Genomic DNA, 20,437 nt, shown 5'->3' with positions numbered 1-20,437 from the left:
AAAACGGCGTGAAAGGGGGTGCCGGCGCGAGCCGACGACGGCTTTTACCCTTCCGATATCGCTCCCTTGAAGCGCACCACCTCCGCCCGCCCGGCGAGCTTCCACACCACCGCCATCACCGACGCCGCGACGAGCGCCGCTACCCCCAGCGCCGCCGCAAAACCCGCGGCGAAGCTGCATTTCGCGCGCGCCGCGCAGCGCGCGTTGCTCGCCGGACGCGGCGAGGTGGGACGCATCGAGATCGGCTATGTGGCGTCGGCCGCGTACGCGGGCGTGTTGCAGAAGGCGGTCGGCGGCTTTCGTGGCACGCATGCGGGCGTCGAGGTATCGATCCGCGAAGTGCCGACGGACGCGGTCGCCGCGATGCTCGGCGACGGACTGCTCGACGCGGCCTACGTGCGTCCGCCGATGCCGCTCGCAACCGGCATTCAGGCCACGACCGTGCATCGCGACCGCTTCGTGCTCGCGCTGCCAGCCGATTCGCCACTCGCGGACTCGGCCAGCGTGCGGCCCTCGCAACTGTCGGCACGAGCGAGCGCCCGCCGTCAAGGCGTTCCTGCGCTTCGCGCGCGATGGTAAAGATTCACGCTGACGGCAGCGTCGCTACGTTGATCGGGGTCGGCGTTCTGTCGGATATTGCGGTAGGTCCGCCCTTCATGCAGCACTGGGCGCTGATGACCCACCCGCTCGTGACCATGCCGATGCGTCAGAAAGCTGGATCAACCTTCGTCCGCATAGGCGCGGCCTCGAATCGCGGCCAGCGACGTATCGACCAGCAAGCGGCCCGCATCGAACACCGTCTCGAGCGCTTCGTCCCACTCGCCCTCCACCGTGCTCCCGTCCCACGCGATCGGCAACGTGACCGTCCGGTACTCGCCGGTGCGGCGATGGCGCAGCAAGGTGAGCCGGCCTTTCATCGAGCGCTTGGCGTGATCCGTGACTGGATCCTTCGACACATCGTGCCACGTGTCGCCTAGCCGGATCGCCGAGCACTTCATCGCGAAGCGCTGCGTATCGCGGTTGATCTGCTGCAACAGCGCACCGCCCATGCCGAACACGATGTTGTCGGTGGCGAAGCCGGCCTCGTCCATCGCGGCGAGGATCGCGACGATCGAATCCGGGTTCACGCCGTCACCCTGAATCACGCGCACATGGTCGAGCACGCGCCGCCCCTTGCTGTTGGTCTGCGACCCGAACGAAGCCTCCAGCGAGCGCAGCGTGTGCAGGACGATCGTGCACGGATCGCCGGAGTCCGGGCGAATCACGAGCATGCCGCCGCAATCGAGCACGGCCTGCTTCAGCTCGCCGCCCCATGCGTTCAGCGCGGCGAACAGGTCGTAAGAGTCGGACACCACCGAAACGATCGCGCCCGGCTTGCCGAAGCGGGCGATCATGTTGCGATACGCGTCGACTTCGCGCTCGCGGCCCCACGACGTGATCGTGCTGTGCTCGGCCGCCGGCACCGAGAACGCGGCCATGCGGTCGCGGTAGTAGTGATTCGCCGCAACCACGCCGAGCACCGTATCCGAGCCCATGAAGCTGACGAGATGTGCCGCGCCGCCGATCGCCGCCGACTCCGCGCTCGACACGCCGCGCGCGCCGAAATCGTGCAGCTTGAACGGCAGCTGCGAGAGATCGTCGCTGCTTTTCAGCAGATACGCGCGGATCGTCTGGCGCAGATGCCAGCTTTGCGTCGCGACCGTGATCGGATACCACACGCGCATCAGCATCGTCTCCAGATACGACGTGAGCCAGAACACCTGCGGATCGTCGCATTCGACGGTGACGAGCACGTTGTGCGTGGGCACGACCGAGCCTTCGGGCGCCGCGCGAATCCGCACCGGCAGATGGCCGCCGTATCGCTGCACGACGTAGCGCCAGCCCGCCTCGTTGAACGGCTCGCCGTGCGCGCTGAAGAAGGTCCGCGCCTGGTCGATCATCGCGCCGGTAACCGGCCGGCACAGGTACTCCTTCAGCAGCATCTGCAAGCCGAAGAACAGCGTGCGGCCGTAACGTCCGCCGCGCGATTCGATGTACGAGAACATCGCCGTCGCGTCGGGCGGATATTGCAGATAGTGCGATGCCTTGTACGAATCCGTATTCAGAATCGGATTGGACAGGATCGACGCGAGGTCGCTGAAACCCTGCGCGTTTTGCATGGACGGTGCTGCGCTCACGTGATTTTCTCGCTGGAGTGACCGGACGGCGCGAGCCTGCCCGACGCTTTCGGAACTCTGAGGCCGCGGCTCTACGCCTACAGACTATGCCGGGGATGACCCTGTATCTCACCTTACTACGGTATGCGCGATAGCGCTCGTCGTCGGACTGTAGCTTCTCTTCGCCCAGGATGAGTCTGGCCCGCAGCGCCAACTGCAGCCGCAGACGATCATGTTCCGGATCTCGAGGTTCACCAGCAGAAGACCGGGCTCGAGCAGCGAGTAGACGTCGTCCTAGCCCCCCGGCTTCAATTGCGGCGGCAGATTCGGCCACGTCGCGAGCAACCTGCCGAGCATGCTCCTGCGGCGCTCCGCACCCGCGGGCCACAGCATGTTCGCCAGCAGCACGATGCCTTGCGCGAGCCCGCTGTCGCGCGCGCACGCGACGAGCGGCACGCCGCGGCTGAGCGCATCGTTGACGTGCTGATCGTCGCGCGGCAGTTGATGCGCGACCTTCGCGCCGAGCGTGCGTTCGAGCATCGGCAGATTGATCTGCGCGTCCTTGTCGTACTGGTTGACGACGACCCGCACCTTGCTGGCCGGATGCCCCAGTTCGCGAAAGATATCGAGCATGCGGCGCGCGCCATGCAGGTACAGCGGGTTCTGCCGCACCACCATGCAGATCGCGTCGCTATGCGCGAGCGCGCGGATCGTCGACGGATTCAGACTCGGGCCGACGTCGATCAGCACCGCGTCGTAGCGCTCGCGCACCAGCGTCAGAATCCGGTCCAGCTGACCGGGCAGCAGTTCGGCGGCCTTCAACGGATCGCCGGCGCCGGCGAGCAGATCCAGGTTCGGGCACACGTGCATTGCGCACGCGTCGAACAGCGCCGGGTCGAGTTGCTCGTTGCGCGAGCACAGATCGACGAGCGTCATGGGCGGGGGGCGATTCGCCATCAGCAGGCTCGCGTCGGCGAATTGCTGGCTCAGGTCGATCAGCAGCACGCGCCGCTCACGCCGCGCGGCGAGCGCGCACGCGAGGTTGACCGCGATCAGCGTGGTGCCGCTACCGCCCTTGCTCGACGCCAGGGTGACCACGCGCGCGTGGCGCCGCCCGGGCTCGCGGCGCCGCGCTTCGATCTGCGCAAGCGCATCGACGACGGCCTGACGATCGAGCGGCCACGACAGCACCTGGCGCACGCCGACGCGCAGCGCCGCGCCGATCAGCGCGGTGGACGGTGCCGGCGTCACCAGCATGCAATGGAGCGTCGGCGCGCAGGCGAGCGTCTCCTCGATGCCGTCTAGTCCGCGGACGTTCAGATTGGCGTCGTCGACGATCAGCAGGTCGGCGCCGCGGACCACGCGCGCGTGCATCGGCAGTTGCCGGGCCGGACCGAACGCGGTGTGCAGCCGGTAACGCACGCCGCTCTCTTCGAGCCGCACGACGATTCGCTGCGCGTGTTCGATGCTCGCGGCAATCAGGAAGATATCGATCATGGCAGCTCTGCGGCGCTTGGCGCGTCATGCGCGGGCTTTTATTCCAGTCGTCTGTTCACGATTGACGACGCAGGCTTCGGCGCGAGTTCCTTACCGCGACGCTCCTCCGTGAAAACCATGGGCCGGCAAACGGTGTTATCGAATTCCTGCGCGGTCGCTGCGAGCCGACGAGCGGCAAGCGTCAGAAGTCGGTTTCATCGTCGTCGCGCCGCTGCGCCGCGCTGCGTTCAGCGCGCACCGGCATGGCGTACAGCGCGTCGCGCAGCAGGTCGCGGCGGATCTCGGCTTGCGCTCGGCGCTCGAGCGCCTCGGCGACGACGAGCGTCAGCAGATCGATCGACGAGCCCGCCGCCTGCGCGAAAAAGCGCGCTCGCGATGCCGCGACATACCGCCGGTAAGTGCTTCTGGTTCCTCCCGAAGCGGCCGGCCTGCGAATCACTTGTGGTTTCATGTCAGTCCCCGATGTCGAGCAGATTTGCGCCAGGTCACGCCGTCTGGTCTCAGCGCCCCGGCCGTTGGGCCAGGTCGCCGTGCCCGTGCCAACCCACGGACACGGCCCCTGGTTCACCTCGTACATTCGTCTCTCTGTGGAGACTAGCGTCTCTCCCCGCTTCGTCGCGCCGGCCGGTCCTGCTCCGGCGCTGCCCCTTCCCTTTGCGGCGCGTCGCTCGCGAACGTTGCCAGCGCGTTGCCTGTCGTTATCGCCACCCTTTTCGCGTCGTGAGGACAAAAAGTCGAAAAGGAAAAACGGCGAAGTCGTTGCCCTTTTTTCGTCCGGTTTTGAATGGCCGCCAAACCGGTCCGCCACTCACCCGTTTGCTAACGTATTTAGAAGGCCCCGCCGCGCTCCCGCAAACACCCGATGGCTTCCCCGACCATGTCTGCGAGTGACTTTTTTACCGCCGGTCTTTTTTAATCCGGTTTTCCCCGTACCGTCGACCTGGCGGCAAAACATTTTTCTGTGCAGACCTTATTGCAACGGTTATGCCAACACGCGTTCGAATTTGTAAGGCGCCCGCCAAAGCTTCACTCTGCCGAGAAATCGGTTTGCTTTTGACGCAGTGCGAACCGGCCCGATTTTTGGCGTGGCGCGCATTGATTCGTTTCTGACACGCCAAAATCGCCGCGCGCTGGCCGCAAAGCGCGCCTCCCGCTCCGTCTCGCCAGCCTGCTGACAGGCCGCGGGGCCGGCCGCACGTGGCTTCGCCGCTCCTTCCGGTTGGCAAAGCGCCCCACCCGGCGCGGCAAAGCGCATTCGACTCGCGCTGTCCAATCTGTCGCAACTGTGAAACATGACTGCTCGCGCCCCGTCCGTTTTAGTCACGCCTTAATACCAGGGCAATTGCCACGCAATGTGCGATTGCGCGCATAACCGGCCTTGACCGCTTATTCATTAGTGATCCGTGTTAATCCGAAAATCCAATCCGCATTCTTCATCCATGTTTCTTTGTCTGGCGCTTTCAGGCGCTTTCGCTTATCGTTAGGCCATGCGCCAATCAGAGCGCTTCTATCAGGTCAACGAGGCAAGCCACGGTTCAAGTGGTTTTCACGGTTCGGGGAAAAAATCGCCGGGCAGTTTCAGCAATGAACGACAAGGTCGCCGCCATTGCATGAATCGGTCCGCCATGCAGCGCGTTCCGGTTCGCGCCGCGCTTGAAGCGTGTCCCTTGTTCGTGATTGCTGCTGTCGTGAATGCGTCGCAGCCGGAGTGCAGCAACTGGCCGCCTGAATCTCACAACGTCGCACGGCAGTCCTGAGGATCGAACAGGGGGAACCATGACTACGACTTGCACGCCGGCCGATATGGAACGCACGGTTCTGTACGTGGCGAACACGCCCGACCAGAAACTCGTCGAGTTTCTGGCCGCGTCGGGATGGCAAGCCGTGCACGCAAAAAGCACGGCCGTGGCGGAACGCATGATCGAACGCGGCGACATCAAGGTCGGTCTCGTTCAGTTGCCCGAAGATTGCACGTCACAGCAGCTGTCCGCGCTCGCGCTGTGCATGCGCCGCGTCGAAACCAACTGGGTCGCGCAGATCGTGCCGGGCCAGGCCGACAACGAGCTGGTCAGCCGTTTCATCCTCGATTACTGCTTCGACTTCGTCACGCAGCCGTGGCTCAACGAGCGGCTCATGTTTGCGCTCGGCCACGCGCATGGGCTGTCGAGCCTGCGTCAGCCACGCGTCGTGCCGGAGCCGTCGCTCGGCCGCCACGGCATGGTCGGGCAATGCGAGCCAATGCAGCAGCTCTACCGGCGCATCGACAAATGCGGCGTGACCGATGCGCCGGTGTTCATCGCGGGCGAATCGGGCACCGGCAAGGAGCTGACCGCTCGTGCTATTCACGACCGCTCGCCGCGCGCGGGCCGCACGTTCGTCGCGATCAATTGCGCGGCGATTCCGCCGAGCCTGTTGCAGGCCGAACTGTTCGGCCACGAGCGCGGCGCTTTTACCGGCGCGGTGCAACGCAAGCTCGGCCGGATCGAGAGCGCGCATGAAGGCACGCTGTTTCTCGACGAAATCGGCGACATGCCGCACGAATGCCAGGCGGTGCTGCTGCGCTTCCTGCAGGAAGGCACGATCGAGCGGCTTGGCGGCAACGGTCCGATCAGCGTCGACGTGCGCGTGATCTCGGCCACCCACGTCGATCTGGAGCGCGCCGTCGAAGACGGGCGTTTCCGTTCCGACCTCTATCACCGGCTGTGCGTGCTGCGCCTCGTCGAGCCGCCATTGCGCGAGCGCGGCGGCGACATCAAGCTACTCGCCAATTACGCGCTCAGCATGTACAAGCAGGACGGCGCGCGCAAGCTGCGCGGCCTGTCGAGCGACGCGATCGTCGCGATGTCGAACTATCCGTGGCCCGGCAACGTGCGCGAGCTGATCAACTGCGTGCGCCGCGCGGTCGTGATGAGCGAGGGCCGCTTCATCACCGCGAGCGACCTCGGTCTACCCGAAGCTGACAATGGCCCGGCGGTCACGCTGGCGGAAATCCGCAGCAAGGCCGAAAAGGATGCGATCGAGAACGCGCTGCTGCGGCATGGCTACAAGCTGTCCGATGCGGCGGCCGAACTGGGCATTTCGCGCGCGACGCTGTACCGGCTGATGCACGCGAACCGGCTGCATCAGGAGCCGGCCGGACGCGGCGCGAGCAGCGGCCCCCATGCCGATGACGAAGCAGAGCGGCAGACCTCTTCAGTGGCATAAGCGCGGATTTAAGCGTTTTTTGTAGTGAACGCTTAGCAGCGCACGGTCACGGCGATTGAGCATTCCCGACTTTCCGCGCTCTGCCCCCACGTAGCGTGGTCGTCGAGAACATCCTCGCGCCGCCGCCAGCATGGCCGCCCGGCAAGCGGCCTCCTACCTCCTGCGCCGCCCCGCCCACGGGGCTTTCCGGGCAAGCTTTCTGCTGCCTTCGACAGGCCTGCCGGCCATCATCGGCTATCCTGTCGGGTCAACGCCCCGCCCGACGGGCGCCGCTCTCGCGGCGCTTTCGCCCGTCCGGCGGGCCTCCGCCGCAGGAACTTCAGCGCCCCGCCCCGTGTCGGTCCCGGGTCACCCCGCTGAAACAGCCCATATTCCGGCACAATCGTCCGCACTGGCTTCATCCCGCTTTACACCCTATGCAAAAATTTCTGCGTATCTGTTTTTTCATTTTTCTGCTCGCAGGCGCGGCGCCCGTCTTCGCCGCCGCGCCTGAGCCTGCCCATCCCACGCCCGCGACACCCGCTTCCGCCGCCGTCACGCTGACACCTCAGCAGGCCCGCGACGCGCTCGCTGTCCTGAACGACCCCAAACGCCGCGCGCAAGTCGCCGATACGCTGCAAGCGATCGCCGCGGCCGGCGCGTTGAGCGCGCCGCCCGCATCCGCGCCGGCGGCGGCGTCGGCGCCCGCCGCCGCAAGCGGCGCAGCCGCGCTCGTGCCGGACGCGTTCAAATCCAATGGCCTCGCCTCGCAACTCGCGCGCGAGGGCGCGCATTACGCCGGCCATCTCGCGACCTCGCTGCGCGGCTCGATCGCCGCGCTGCTCGACGTCGCGTCGGTGCGCGCATGGTGGAACTGGCAGTTCGCCAATCCGCACGCGCGCGCGGTGCTGTTCGAGGTGCTGTGGTCGCTGCTGGCCGCGCTGATCCCCGCTCTGGTGCTCGAATGGCTGGCGCGGCGGCTGCTGCGGCGCGTCTATCGGGCGATCGCCGCGCGCCGCGAAGCCGCGCTGCAGAATGACAACGACAACTCACCGCCGCCCGCGCACGCCGCCGGCGCCGCGCCGGCAGGTCATCCGCCCACCAGCACGCCGCCGCTGCCCCCGCTGTCATCGGCGCCGTCAGTGCTCGAAGCGGAGGCGCAAGCCGTCGCGACTGGCCCGGCCGCGCCGTACGCGACGCCATCCGCCAAAGGCCGCGCCATCGAAGCCGAAGGCAAGCGCAACGCGACGCACCACTGGACGCTGCTGCAACGTCTGCCGCGCGCGTTGCTGATCACGCTGGCGCGGCTCGTGCCGATCGCGGTGTTCCTCGGCGCGGCGAGCGCGCTGATGTCGATCTTCGCCGGCAACGGCACGCCGCAGGATCGCGCGCTCGATTCGCTGATCGACGTCTATGTGGTGTGCCGCTGCGTCGTGATCGTCGGCGCGTTCTTCCTGCAGCCGAGCGCACCGCGTCTGCGGCTGCTGCGCATGGGCGATGCGTGGGCCGCGTTCGTGCTCGGCTGGATCGTGCGAATCGTCAGCGTGGTCGGCGCCGGCGTCGCGCTAGCCGAAGTCGCGCAGGCGCTTGGCATGAACGACGCCGCGCATCTCGCGCTGCTGAAAGTGGTCGCACTCGCCGGTCACGTGATGATCTCGATCCTCGTGCTGCGCTGCGCGAAACCGGTCGCCAACCGAATCCGCAATCGCTTCGCCGCTCACGAGTCGTTGGAGATGTTCGGCAACGCGTTCGCGGACGCGTGGGCCGTGGTGACCGTGGTCATCGTGATGGGCCTGTGGTTCGTGTGGGCTTTCGACGTACGGAACGGCTATCACGCGCTCGTGAATATCGGCGGCATGACGCTCGCGATACTGATCGGCGCGCGGCTCGTGTCGATCGTGATCTTCGGCGCGCTCGCGCGCATCTTCCATGTGCAGGACGAGGCGTCACACTCGCTCGTGCATCAGCACGCCTACCGATACTATCCGGCGCTGCGGCGAGTGATCGGCTGGATCATCGGCAGCGTCACCGCGCTGGTGCTGTTGCAGGCGTGGGGCGTCGACGTCGTCGATCTGTTCCGCAGCGGCACGATCGGCCACCGGCTCGCCTCGGCGCTCGCGACGATCGCCGTCGCCGCGATCATCGCGCTGGTGGTGTGGGAGATCGTCAACGTGTCGGCCGAACGTCGCCTCGATAACTGGACGAGCAGCGGCGATCTGGTGCGCGCCGCGCGTCTGCGCACCTTGATGCCGATGCTGCGCACCGCGCTGTTCTGCGTGATCGCGCTCGTCGTCGCGCTGACCGGCCTGAGCCAACTCGGCGTGAACATCGGCCCGCTGCTCGCGGGCGCGAGCATCTTCGGCGTCGCGCTCGGCTTCGGCTCGCAGAAGCTCGTGCAGGACTTCATCACCGGCATCTTTCTGCTGATGGAAAACGCGATGCAGGTCGGCGACTGGGTCACGCTCGCGGGCGTGTCGGGCACCGTCGAATATCTGTCGATTCGCACCGTGCGGCTGCGCGGCGGCGACGGCTCGCTGTTTACGGTGCCGTTCAGCTCGGTGTCGACCGTGAACAACACGAATCGCGGCATCGGCAACGCGGCGGTGCGCGTGAATATCGTGTTCGGCCAGGACGTCGAGCGCGCGATCGAGACGCTGAAGGAAATCGGCGCATCGCTGCGCACGGACGACAACTTCAAGGACGGCATCCTGGCGGACTTCTCGTTCTGGGGCGTCGATGCGGTCGACGGTTCGGCGATCACGCTGGCCGGGCAGATGCAATGCCGCGATACGTCGCGCTGGGGCGTGCAACGCGAATTCAACCGACGCATCCTCGAACGCTTCAGCGAACTCGGCATCGAGATCGCGAATCCGCAGCGTCATCTGCTCACGTGGGACCCGGCGAGCAAGGCCAGGTTCGATACGGCCCCGCCGCGCGAACGCCATGGCAACCGGCCGGACGGCGACGCCGCGGGGGACGGTCACGCTCCGCACAAGGGCGACGCGCCGCTCGACGACCAGATCCCGGTTGATCCGAGCCCGGCCGGCGGCCCTGGTACGCCCGGCAATCCGGGCTCGACCTCGCCGCACGCGTGACGCGTCGCGCGCGTAAAGGTTCGCTGGCGCGGCGCTAGCGAACCTGCCACCAGCGCGGCAACAGGCGCCGCACTTCCGGCCTGCGAAAGCGGTCGTCGATCAGATGCACGACGCCGCGGTCCTCTTCGGTGCGGATCACGCGCCCTGCCGCCTGCACGACTTTCTGCAAACCCGGATACAGGTACATGTAGTCGTAGCCATTGCCGAAGCGCGCATCGAGCGCGCGGCGCATCTGCTCGTTGACGTCGTTGATCTGCGGCAGACCGAGCGTCGCGACGAACGCGCCGATCAGTTGCTGCCCGGTCAGATCGACACCCTCCGAAAACGCGCCGCCGAGCACCGCGAAGCCGATGCCCTGATTCATCGTCCTGAAGCGCGCGAGAAACGCATCGCGCGCGGCTTCGTCCATGCCGGGTTCCTGCGCCCACACCGGCAAGCCGGGGTGCCGCTCGCGCAGCAGCGCGACCACGCGTTGCAGATAGTCGAAACTGCTCAGGAACCCGAGATAATTGCCCGGCTGGGAGTCATACTGCTTCGCGATCAGCTCCACGATCGGCGCGAGCGAGCGTTCGCGGTCACGCCAGCGCGTCGACACATGAGCGGCCACGTGCACCTGCAACTGCTCCGCGCGAAACGGTCCCTCGACGTCGAGCCATTGCGTGTCCTCGGCTAGCCCAAGCGTGTCGCGATAGAAATGCTGCGGATTCAGCGTGCCGGAGAACATCACCGTGGTACGCGCGGCCGCATAGCGTGGCGCGAGGAACGGCGCGGGGATCACGTTGCGCACGCAGAGCGTCGCACTGGTTTTGTCGCGCGGCGCGTAGCGCTCGGCGCTCAATGTCACGTCGAACATCGAGTGCTCGCCGAACTGCTCGGCGAGCGCGACGAAGTGCATCGCGTCGAAGAAAACGCGCAGCGCATGTTCGTCGATCGACAACGGCGCGTCGGCGAGCTGATCCGTTACCGCGCCGATCAGATTCTGCGCGGCGCACAGCAATTTTCCGGGCACCTCCGCGTACACCTGATAGCTGGACGTCTGCGTGCGCTTCACCGCATTCCACTCGCGCTGCAAGCGTTCGAGCGGCTTCTTCAGCGCCACCGGCGCGCTCTTGCGCGCGAGCCGGAACGCGCTCTGATCTAGCGACGCGGTATACATGCGCCGCGCGCGTTCGAGCAGGTTGTGCGCTTCGTCGACCAGCACGCCGACGCGCCACTGGTTGATCTGCGTGAGCGCATGCAGCATCGCGCTCCCGTCGTAGTAGTAGTTGTAATCGCCGACGATCACGTCGGCCCAGCGCGCGAGCTCCTGCGACAGATAGTACGGACAGATATTGTGCGTGAGCGCAGCCTCGCGCACCGCCGCGCGATCGAGCCGTGGCGTCGCCAACGCGGCGGCGCGCGCCGCATCGAGACGGTCGTAAAAGCCGCGCGCGAGCGGACAGGACTCGCCGTTGCAGGCTTTGTCCGGATGCTCGCAGGCTTTGTCGCGCGCGACGAGTTCGAGCGTTCTGAGCGGCAACGGCGCGCTCTGGTGCAGCGAGTCGATCGCATCGAACGCGAGCGCGCGGCCCGGCGTCTTCGCGGTCAGAAAGAACACGCGATCGAGCCGGTCTTCGCCGCAGGCTTTCAGCAACGGAAAAATCGTCGCCAGCGTCTTACCGATACCGGTCGGCGCCTGCGCCATCAACGGCTTGCCGTCGCGTGCCGCGCGATACACAGCCACCGCGAGCTCACGCTGCCCGCGCCGAAACCGCCCATACGGAAACTGCAACGCGACGAGCGCCGCGTTGCGCGCGACGCGATGCGCGTCTTCCTGCACGGCCCAATCGAGAAATCGTTCACACTGGTCGACGAAGAAGATTTCGAGTTCGCGCGCGCTGTGCTGCTGCGTCAGCACGGTTTCCTTCTGACTGCCGATATCGAAGTAGACGAGCGCGATCGTCAGCTCGCCGAGCCCGCGCGCCCGGCACAGCAGATGCCCATACACGAGTGCCTGCGCCCAATGCAGCACGCGATGATTCGCGGGCATGCGCGCGAGATCGCCGCGATACGTCTTCACTTCTTCGAGCCGGTTCGCGATTCCGTCGTAGCCGTCCGCGCGGCCACGCACGGTCAGACTGCGATGCGTGCCCGTCAGCGTGAGTTCGGTTTCGTAGCCGCTCGCGCGACGGCCGGCGACCATCTGATGACCCGCGATGCCTTCGAGCGAAGTCGGCGCGGGCGTGAAGCGCAGATCGAGATCGCCGCGCCGAGCGGTGAATTCGCACATCGCGCGGACGGCCACCACGTAGCTCATACGACGCGCTCCGCTGCGGCTTGCGTCGCGGCGTCCGCTTCGCTCTGCGCCTCTTGCCCGGCCCAGCGCACGTCGACGACGCGCACCGGCATGCCGTGCCGCGCGCAGTACGCGAGCCAGCGGATCTGGTTGTCCTGCAGACGATCGCCGGGGCCTTTCACCTCGATCAGTTCATAGCGACGCTCGGCCGGCCAGAACCGGATCAGGTCGGGCAAGCCCGAACGATTGCCGCGAATGTCGCGCAGCAAGCGCTCGAAGCACAGCTTCAGATGCGCGGCGGGCAGACAGTCGAGCGCGAGCGCGATGAGCTCGGGCGTCAGCAGTCCCCAGAACACGAACGGCGACTGCATGCCGGCCTTGTCGTGCAGATGCCGCAGAATCGTGTCGCGATAGACGCCGCTATCGAGCTGCGCGAAGCACGCGGCGAACTTCGTGGCGCGACGCGCGTGAAAGTCCGGCGCGTGCAGATCGGCCGGTCCGCGTTGGAACGGATGAAAAAACGCGCCGGGCAACGCCGTGAACACCGGCTCCCAGCACAGCAGGCCGAACAGCGAATTGATCAGCGCGTTCTCGACGTAGTGCACCGGCGCGGCGTCGCTGCTCAAATGATCGCGCACCAGGTACTCCACGGCCACCGGCGTATCAGGCTTCGGCAGCACCAGCGTGCCGCGCTCCACAGGCCTCGCCGCTGCTGCGCGCGGCACCGGCTCGCCGCACTTGCGCCGCAAGCGCGGCAACATCCGGGCGACGCGCTGCGCCTCTTCTTCGCTCTCAGGCGCGGCATCGGCCTGCGAGGCCAGCGCCAGCGCTTCGTCGTAACGCTCGCTGCGCTCGAGCACGCGCATGCGTCGAAGACGCGCGCCGGGCCAAGCGCACGCGTCGTACACCGCGAGCGCGGTGTCCCACTGCCCGCGCCGCTCGCAATCCTGGCCGATCCGGAACAGCAGTTTCGCGCGACGCGTTTCGAGCCACGGATTCGCGGTGCCGATCGAGCGGACGGTCGCGATCAGTTCGTGAAGGTTGGGGGTGTCGGTGCCGACCGGTAGCCATTCGAGCGCTTCGCGGCACGCGTGCAGCGCGAGATAAACGTCGACGTCCGCGCGTTGCTGGAACGCGCGCGACAAAGGCCCGAACGCGACCTTCTCGTACTGGAACACGCCAAGATCGGCGAGCACGAACTCCGACCAGTCCTGATGCAGATTGCCGAAGAACATCAGGCGCAAGCGATCGCACAACGGCGCGATCGCGACGTGCAGCACGCGGTCCGTAGAAGCGTCGTGCCAGGCGGCGAGCGGACGTGATGTGCACGCTTGCGCGTCGCCGCTTGCGGTTTCGTAAGACTCGCGCAGCGTTTCGAGCAGATCCGGTTTGCGCAAAGCCTTTGCGCCGGGAATCCGCGCGATCGCGTCCGAGAAAATGTCCAGCAATTGCGCCCGCGTGCTGAGCGCAAACAGGTCGTCGAGAGACAGGGCCGGCTCGGTGTCGATCCAGCGATGCACCGTCATCGGCATCGCCGCCTGCAACGGACAGCCGATTTCGTCGTAAGCCAGGCGGCTCGCGCGGAACAGCATGCCTTTGCGCATCAGCATGCGCACCAGCAGCGCACGCGATGCCTGCGGCAACGTCGCGAAAGTTTCCAGAAAAGCGTGCTCTTCGTCGTCGAGCAGATCGTCGTAACGCGCGGCGAGCCACGCAAGCGCGCGCTCGAAATTCAGCAGGTAGTAAGGGGCTTCAGAGCGGATCTCTGAGCGAGCGTCGGTTGCCACGGACTTTGTGCGGGCCCTGTATGTTTATACAGTGATGATAGCAAAGTCCGGCGCTGCAACCGCCGCGCATCAGCCCGCGAGCCACACGACCGTCAGCGAGCGCACGCCCTGCGCGCCGCGAATCAGTACGCCCTCGATATCGGCGGTGGCCGAAGGGCCGGTAACGAGCGCCGCGTAACGCGCCCTGCGGAAATCGTCGCGACGATAGACGTCTTGCAGTCCATCGAGCAATTGCGCCGGATCGAGCAGCACGACCAGATGCTGAACGATGTAGCCCAATGCATTGACCACATATTCGCGCTCGCTAAACCACACCGAGCCGGTTTCGGCGACGCCAAAGCGCGCACGGACCAAACCGACGTCGACGTCCTGCAGCGATGCGGGGTCCGTATCCGCGCCGATCACGCGCGTGCCCGGCACTTCGGCGCTCGCCGATGCGATCGATGCCGCCGCGCCAAAACGCTCGCGAATCAGATCGCTGACGTCGCTCGCGCTGGCCGCTTCGACGCACGTGCCGCCCATCGTTTGCAACGCCGCCGTGAAGCGCGCCCGCAGATCGCCGCCAACCGCCTCGAACAGCGGCACGTCGGGACGCGGCCGCGCGGCCGGTTGCGCGGCACGCACCTTGGCGAGAAAAGCCTCACGCGTTGTCATCGCCGCCTCCGCGACTCTTTTTGTACCAGGCATGAAAAGTCATCTTCGGCGCCTCCGGCAATTCGCGCTGCCGGCCCCAGATATTCAGAGGGTTGTACAGCACGAAATTCGGCAGCCGCCGCAACGCGCTGCCCATCGACGACACCGTCGCGCGATACAAGGTCGGACTCGATAGCAGACGCCCCGCCATCTTCAGGACCTCCTGCTTCACGAACGGCACTTCGTGCTGCTCGGCGATCACCGCGCGCCACTTATAGATCTGCTCGTGAATGTTGATCTTCACCGGACACACATTCGTGCAACTGCCATTGAGTGTCGATGCGAACGGCAACGCGCTATAGCGTTTCAGATCGAACGTCGGATTGATGATCGCGCCGATCGGCCCCGAATAGGTGCCGCCATACGACAGGCCGCCGCTGCGTCGATAGACCGGACACGTATTCATGCACGCGCCGCAGCGTATGCATTTGAGCGAGTACCAGAAGTCCTCCATCGCGAGCCGTTCGGAGCGGCCATGATCGACGAGGATGAAATGCATCTCGGTGCCCGGCCGCGGCGCACGAAAATGCGACGTGTACTGCGTGATCGGCGAACCCAATGCGCTGCGCGACAGCATGCGCACGAACACGCCGAGATCCGACACCTTCGGTATCAGCTTCTCGATTCCGATCGATGCGATATGCAGCGGCGGCACGTTCGCCGAAAGATCGGCATTGCCTTCGTTCGTGCAGACGACGACCGTGCCCGTTTCCGCCACCGCGAAATTGCAGCCGGTCATGCCAGCCGTTTTCTCGCGCACGAAATACGGCCGCGTATTCATGCGCTGGCTTTCGGCCAGATAGTGGATATCGCTATTCTTCGGATCGGTGCCGATGGTCCGGCCGAACAGCTCGGCCACGTCCGCGCGCAGCTTGTGCACGGCCGGCACGACCATATGACTCGGGTCCTGATGATCGAGCTGCTGGATGCGCTCGCCGAGGTCCGTTTCCATCACGGTAATGCCGCGCGGTTCGAGATACTCGCGCATCCGGCATTCGTCGGTCAGCATCGACTTGCTCTTCACGAGCGTCGTCATGCCGCGCTCGGACATCAGCTTGTGGACGATCGCGTTGTGCTCTTCCGCGCTCGCTGCCCAATGCACGACCACGCCATTGGCCTCGGCCGCCGCCGCGAACTGCTCCAGGTAGTCGGCCAGATGCGACAGCGTGTGTTCCTTGATGCCCGACGCCAGCGAGCGCAACGTTTCCCATTCGGCAATGCCGTGCGCCTGCGCATCGCGCTTCTCGCGCAGGTCCCACAGACGCTTGTCGTGAAACGCGACATGCTCGGTCTTGCTGATGAAAGAACCCGCGGCTTTGGCGTGATCGATGCGGTGATGGTCGCCGCTCATGCGCGTGCTCCATTGAGAACCTGCACGATATGAATGAAGCGCGCGTCGGCTTTCATGCGTTCCGCGCAACCCTGCTGGTGCATCAGGCACGACATGTCGCCCGAAACGATGTACTCGGCGCCCGCATTCAGATGGTCGCGCACCTTGTCCTGCCCCATGCGCACCGACACCGCCTCTTCGGTGACCGAGAACGTGCCGCCAAAACCGCAACATTCGTCGGGCCTCGCCGGCTTGACGAACTCGATGCCCTTCACGCCTTCGAGCAACGCGCGCGGCTTCGAAAACGGCGTGCCGGCGATTTCCGACGCCGACGCCTGCTTCAGATGACGCAGCGCGCTGCAACTGGTGTGTAGACCGACGCGGTGCGGAAACTCGGCCCACGGAAATTCGCGCGCGCCGATCACGTCGTGCAGAAACTCCACCAGTTCGTAAGCGCCTGCGCGTACTTTCTTCACTTCGTCGGTCTGCTCGAGCGCGGTCAGATGTTCGCGCACGTGATGAATGCAACTCGCGGACGGCCCGACGATGTAGTCGTAACCCGCGAAGTTGCGCGCGAATAGTCGCTCCGTGGCGGCGGCGTCCGCATGCGCGCCGCTATTGGCCATCGGCTGGCCGCAGCAAGTCTGCTGCTGCGGATAGTCGACCTCAATGCCGAAACGTTCGAGCAGTTCGAGCGTCGCGATACCGACCTCCGGATAGAACGCGTCGATAAAGCACGGGATAAACAGCGCGACTTTCATAGGCTCTTCAGGAAAAGCGGCGGGAACGATGTCTGTTGACCGGTGTGGTCGGCGATCGCGAGATGAAACGCGGCATCGAGTTCGGCGAGATTCGTGCGATCGCGCGACAGCGACGCGGCCTTCAACGCCTCGAACGCCGCGCGGATTTTCTTCAGATCGGTGGCGGTTGCGCGCTGCGCGACATAGACCGTCGAAATCGCTTCGAGCCCCTGGCGCAACTCCAGAATGTCGGCGCTGGTGCGCGGATTCTGCAGCGACAGTTCGGCAAGCGGCTTCGAGATGATGGGCGCGGTCGACGTTTCGATGTAACCGTCCGCCTCCAGCCGGATCAGCGCCTCGCGCAGCGATGGTCGCGACACGCCGAGCTGCGCCGCGAGATCGCGCTCGGCCGGCAGACGGTCGCCGGGCATCAGCGTGCCCTCCGAGACCAGTTGCTTGATCTGGTCGGACACCACGTCGGAAATGCGCTTGCGCGCGAAGGACGGAATCGGGGTGAATGGCATAAGCGGCGAACGATGAAGCCGGTTGACAGAGCGCGCGGCTACTCCACGGTGCGGGAATTATACCGTTCGACACCATGCGACGATTCGCCGATCTCAACGCGGCTGCCCCGTATAAAAGCTCACGAGGTCACGCTTCATCGCGTGCAGCGCGGCATCGTCGAGATACACCATATGGCCGGTCGGATAGTAGGCGATGCGCACGTTCTCGCGCAGCGACCGATCGAGGCCGAGATGTGCGAGCGCATATTCGGTCGCATAGAACGGCGTGGCGAGATCGAAGTAGCCGTTCAGCGATAACACCCGCAACTGCGGATTCTGCCGCATCGCTTCGGCCAGATCGCCGCCCGCGTAGGGCAGCTCCAGCCGTTCGCCCCACCATTCGCGATGTTTCCAGTCCCATTGCTTCAACGCGTCGTCGCTGAACACCAGGTAACGGTCGGTTGGCGTGTAGTGCAGGTCGTCCGACAGATGCTGATGAAGCGCCGCATTGAACGCATTCGACACGCTGCTCACCGACGCATCGAAGTCCGGATGCTCCGATGCATCGTCGTAGTTCAGGCCTTCGAAACGCGCATCGTAGCGGCCCACGCTGCGCGACTCGTTGCGCAGCAACTCGTTTCGAAAACGCGACGGATAAAGACGCAGACGGTTACGCTTCACGAACCCCACGTCCAATCCGGTGAAGTACGCGATGCGCGCGGCGATCGCGTCGCGCTGATCGTCGGGCAGCGCATCGCCCTGTTCGAGCGCCTGCGCATAGGGTCCGCGGGCGAACGCGCGTGCTTCGTCGAGAAAGGCCGGCAGGCTCGCGGGCTTCGGCGTGACCTTGTCGTGATACCACGCGATCGCCGCGAAACTCGGCAGATAACTCTCGCTCCTGAAATCGTTGCCGGGCGCGAACGCCGCGGAATTGAGCACCGACGACAGCAGGATCACGCCGTTCAGCGCGATATTGTTCTGCCCCAACTGATAAGCGAGCATCGCGGCGCGCGCGGTCCCATACGATTCGCCGAGCAGGTACTTCGGCGAATTCCAGCGCTGATTCACCGTCAGATAACGGTCGATGAATTGCGCAAACGCACGGACGTCCTGATCGACGCCCCAGAAGTCCTTGCCCGTGCCATGCCCGACCGGTCTCGACAGGCCCGCGCCGACCGCGTCGATGAACACGAGGTCGCTGGTGTCGAGGAGGCTGTCGGGGTTGTCGTCGAGCGTGTACGGCGCGGGCGGCGTGCTCGCGGGGCTCGCGGTGCGCACGCGTTTCGGGCCGACCGAGCCCATCATCAGGAATACGCTGCCGGCGCCTGGGCCGCCGTTGAACAGAAAGGTGATCGGACGCGTCGCAGGCGTCCTGGTCGGCACCGTGTACGCGACATAGAACACGCTCGCGTTCGGCGCGCCGGTCTTATCGTGCAGCAACAGATTGCCCGCGCTCGCCGTGTAGTCGAGCTTGCGGCCGTTCAGGCGCAGCGAATGCGTGGTGACGCTGGTGGTTTCGGGCGGCACGGGAATCGCGGGCGTCGAAGTCCTGTCGTTGCGAGGCGTTGCCGTCGCGTCGGCCGAGTCCGGTGCATTCGATGCAGCCTGCGTGTCGCCACGCGCAGCCGTCCGCTTGCGCGGCTCGCCGTTCGGGCGCGCCGTCATCGCGTGCGGCTCGCTCGATTCGCCGACCGGCGACGCGTTCGCCTCCGGCCCCTGGGGTGGTGCGATCGGCGCGAATGCGGCGGCGTCCGTGCTTCCCCCCGTCGCCGTGCTTTCCGAGGTGCTCGACGCATCGGCCTGGGCGGCTGCCATGCACCGTTCGCCGAACGGCACCACACCAGCGACAGAAAGCGTCACCGTCAGCGCGGCGGCCGGTAATCCGGCTGTCAGCAAGCGGCGCAATGAAGAAGAGAAGCGATGGATCATGAAGTTTTCCGCGACGAGTCGAAACGCGCTGGAATCGGGCTAGCCGGGTTCGGGAGCACACCCGGCGCTCGATTCTTGACGCAAGTTTGCGCGACGTCAACCGTTGGCGTCACAGCACGCCAAACATTACAAAGCGCTTTTTCCTCGACGTGGCGCAGACCTGCGCAGTCATGGCAGAATCGACAGCGCCTTCGTCGCCTTGTCGAGAATACCCAATGGACCAACTGGTACTGGATGCATTCGACGCTGCCGCGCTGATCCCCGGCTTTCGCGCGCCGCAACTGCCGCACGAGCAGCCCGACCCCTCGACCCTCGACGCCGCCGACCACGCGATGCGGCACTGGACTAGCACCGTCAGCGGCCCGCTGGCGCCCGGCTCCGACGTGCACCGGCAGGAAATGTGCCGCATGTTTCGCGAGACCTTCAATCCGTATCGCCCGTCCGTGCTCGCATGGCCGCAGCTCGAAGCCGCGACGCTCAAGCGCATCGTCGATCTGCCGATCTGGGACATCGCCGTGCAAACCGAAGGCAGGGCGCGGCTGCGCATGGCCGCCTACGCGGCCTCGCTCGACAGCCCGGAGCTGCGCGACGCACTTGCGCTGAACGCGTGGGAAGAGAACCGCCATAAGGAAGTGCTGTCGCGCATGGTGCATGCGTATGGCATCGCGCTCGCGAGCGAGCCGTCGTACGTCTATCCGAAAGACACGGAACGGGCTTACCTCGTGACCGGCTATAGCGAATGTATCGACAGCTTCTTCGCGTTCGGCCTGTTCGAGGTGGCGCGGCGCTCGGGCCTGTTCCCGCCGGCACTGACCGAGACATTCGAGCCGGTGATGCAGGAAGAGTGCCGCCATATTCTGCTGTTCGCGAACTGGGTCGCCTGGCATCGCGCGCAGCTTTCATGGTGGCAGCGCATCCGCTTCGAGCTCAAGGTGGCGGGCGTGTGGGCGTTTCTGGTGTGGGAGCGCATTGGGCTCGCACGCGCGATGGATGCTGACGGCAACGTCCAGGAGCACGATAACAACTTCACGGTAAACGGCGCGCAGTCGGTAACGGATGTCGATATCAGCGTGCCCGAATTGATGCAACTGTGTCTTCAGGAAAACGAACGTCGATTCGCTGGGTATGACCCACGGTTGTTGCGGCCCGAAACGATGCCTCGGCTGGTGCGCTTCGGCTTGAAATTCGTGCGCAGGAAAAAGTAAGCCGCGCCGAACGCACCGCCCAGCCACCTTCGGCTGGCCGTGGT

At 65.6% G+C, this 20,437-nt stretch carries 14 protein-coding genes and 1 pseudogene; 5 read left to right on the top strand and 10 right to left on the bottom strand.

The genetic code is table 11. The annotated features are described in order from the left end of the window. Window positions 1-66 precede the first annotated feature (66 nt). Window positions 67-579 (top strand): LysR substrate-binding domain-containing protein, encoded by a 513-nt coding sequence (locus HWY30_RS13775; RefSeq protein ID WP_244144903.1) that lies wholly within the window; start codon window positions 67-69, stop codon window positions 577-579. 140 nt (window positions 580-719) lie between these two features. On the opposite strand, the gene HWY30_RS13770 is transcribed toward HWY30_RS13775, so the two are convergent. From HWY30_RS13770 to HWY30_RS13760, 3 genes are all read right to left on the bottom strand, one after another. Next, complete coding sequence (locus HWY30_RS13770) at window positions 720-2,159, bottom strand: nicotinate phosphoribosyltransferase (RefSeq protein ID WP_090809780.1); 1,440 nt, start codon at window positions 2,157-2,159, stop codon at window positions 720-722. Between the two features lie 291 nt (window positions 2,160-2,450). Continuing rightward, window positions 2,451-3,653, bottom strand: a complete 1,203-nt coding sequence (locus HWY30_RS13765) for a CpaE/TadZ family protein (protein WP_090809778.1) — start codon at window positions 3,651-3,653, stop codon at window positions 2,451-2,453. Between the two features lie 181 nt (window positions 3,654-3,834). Next, entirely contained in the window at window positions 3,835-4,104 is a 270-nt protein-coding gene (locus HWY30_RS13760) for a hypothetical protein (protein ID WP_090809776.1), read from the bottom strand. Between the two features lie 1,036 nt (window positions 4,105-5,140). Between HWY30_RS13760 and HWY30_RS13755 the strand changes: the two genes are divergently transcribed. The 3 genes from HWY30_RS13755 (at window position 5,141) to HWY30_RS13745 (ending at window position 9,931) form a co-directional block, all read left to right on the top strand. Next, window positions 5,141-5,410 carry a hypothetical protein gene (locus tag HWY30_RS13755; protein ID WP_143037282.1) on the top strand — a complete coding sequence of 90 codons (270 nt, stop codon included), beginning with the start codon at window positions 5,141-5,143 and terminating at the stop codon, window positions 5,408-5,410. A 19-nt stretch (window positions 5,411-5,429) separates the two neighbouring features. Then, window positions 5,430-6,857: a sigma-54-dependent transcriptional regulator gene (locus tag HWY30_RS13750; protein ID WP_090809774.1), complete on the top strand. Its 1,428-nt coding sequence runs from the start codon at window positions 5,430-5,432 to the stop codon at window positions 6,855-6,857. Window positions 6,858-7,273: 416 nt separating this feature from the next. After that, complete coding sequence (locus tag HWY30_RS13745; protein WP_090809772.1) at window positions 7,274-9,931, top strand: mechanosensitive ion channel domain-containing protein; 2,658 nt, start codon at window positions 7,274-7,276, stop codon at window positions 9,929-9,931. 34 nt (window positions 9,932-9,965) lie between these two features. On the opposite strand, the gene HWY30_RS13740 is transcribed toward HWY30_RS13745, so the two are convergent. From HWY30_RS13740 to HWY30_RS13710, 7 genes and pseudogenes are all read right to left on the bottom strand, one after another. Then, window positions 9,966-12,227: an ATP-dependent DNA helicase gene (locus tag HWY30_RS13740; protein ID WP_090809770.1), complete on the bottom strand. Its 2,262-nt coding sequence runs from the start codon at window positions 12,225-12,227 to the stop codon at window positions 9,966-9,968. After that, window positions 12,224-13,993: a VRR-NUC domain-containing protein gene (locus HWY30_RS13735; protein WP_090809768.1), complete on the bottom strand. Its 1,770-nt coding sequence runs from the start codon at window positions 13,991-13,993 to the stop codon at window positions 12,224-12,226. Before HWY30_RS13735 ends, HWY30_RS13740 begins: the two co-directional genes overlap by 4 nt. A 69-nt stretch (window positions 13,994-14,062) precedes the next feature. After that, entirely contained in the window at window positions 14,063-14,647 is a 585-nt protein-coding gene (locus HWY30_RS13730) for a LutC/YkgG family protein (RefSeq protein WP_090809767.1), read from the bottom strand. Then, window positions 14,634-16,037 (bottom strand): lactate utilization protein B, encoded by a 1,404-nt coding sequence (locus HWY30_RS13725; RefSeq protein ID WP_090809765.1) that lies wholly within the window; start codon window positions 16,035-16,037, stop codon window positions 14,634-14,636. The genes HWY30_RS13730 and HWY30_RS13725 overlap by 14 nt, the downstream gene beginning before the upstream one ends. Beyond that, complete coding sequence (locus tag HWY30_RS13720; protein WP_090809763.1) at window positions 16,034-16,777, bottom strand: (Fe-S)-binding protein; 744 nt, start codon at window positions 16,775-16,777, stop codon at window positions 16,034-16,036. The genes HWY30_RS13725 and HWY30_RS13720 overlap by 4 nt, the downstream gene beginning before the upstream one ends. Window positions 16,778-16,818: 41 nt before the next feature. Further along, window positions 16,819-17,280: pseudogene (locus HWY30_RS13715) on the bottom strand (FadR/GntR family transcriptional regulator); the annotation flags it as partial. Between the two features lie 93 nt (window positions 17,281-17,373). Beyond that, entirely contained in the window at window positions 17,374-19,188 is a 1,815-nt protein-coding gene (locus tag HWY30_RS13710; protein ID WP_090809761.1) for a S10 family peptidase, read from the bottom strand. Between the two features lie 215 nt (window positions 19,189-19,403). On the opposite strand from HWY30_RS13710, the gene HWY30_RS13705 reads away from it, so the two are divergent. Next, complete coding sequence (locus tag HWY30_RS13705) at window positions 19,404-20,393, top strand: hypothetical protein (RefSeq protein WP_090809759.1); 990 nt, start codon at window positions 19,404-19,406, stop codon at window positions 20,391-20,393. Window positions 20,394-20,437 lie beyond the last annotated feature (44 nt).

The sequence above is a fragment of the Paraburkholderia tuberum STM678 genome, assembly GCF_902833905.1.
In the GTDB taxonomy this organism is placed as follows: Bacteria; Pseudomonadota; Gammaproteobacteria; order Burkholderiales; family Burkholderiaceae; genus Paraburkholderia; species Paraburkholderia tuberum.
The sequence above is the reverse complement of the archived record's forward strand: the minus strand, read 5'-3'. Positions and strand labels throughout refer to the sequence as shown.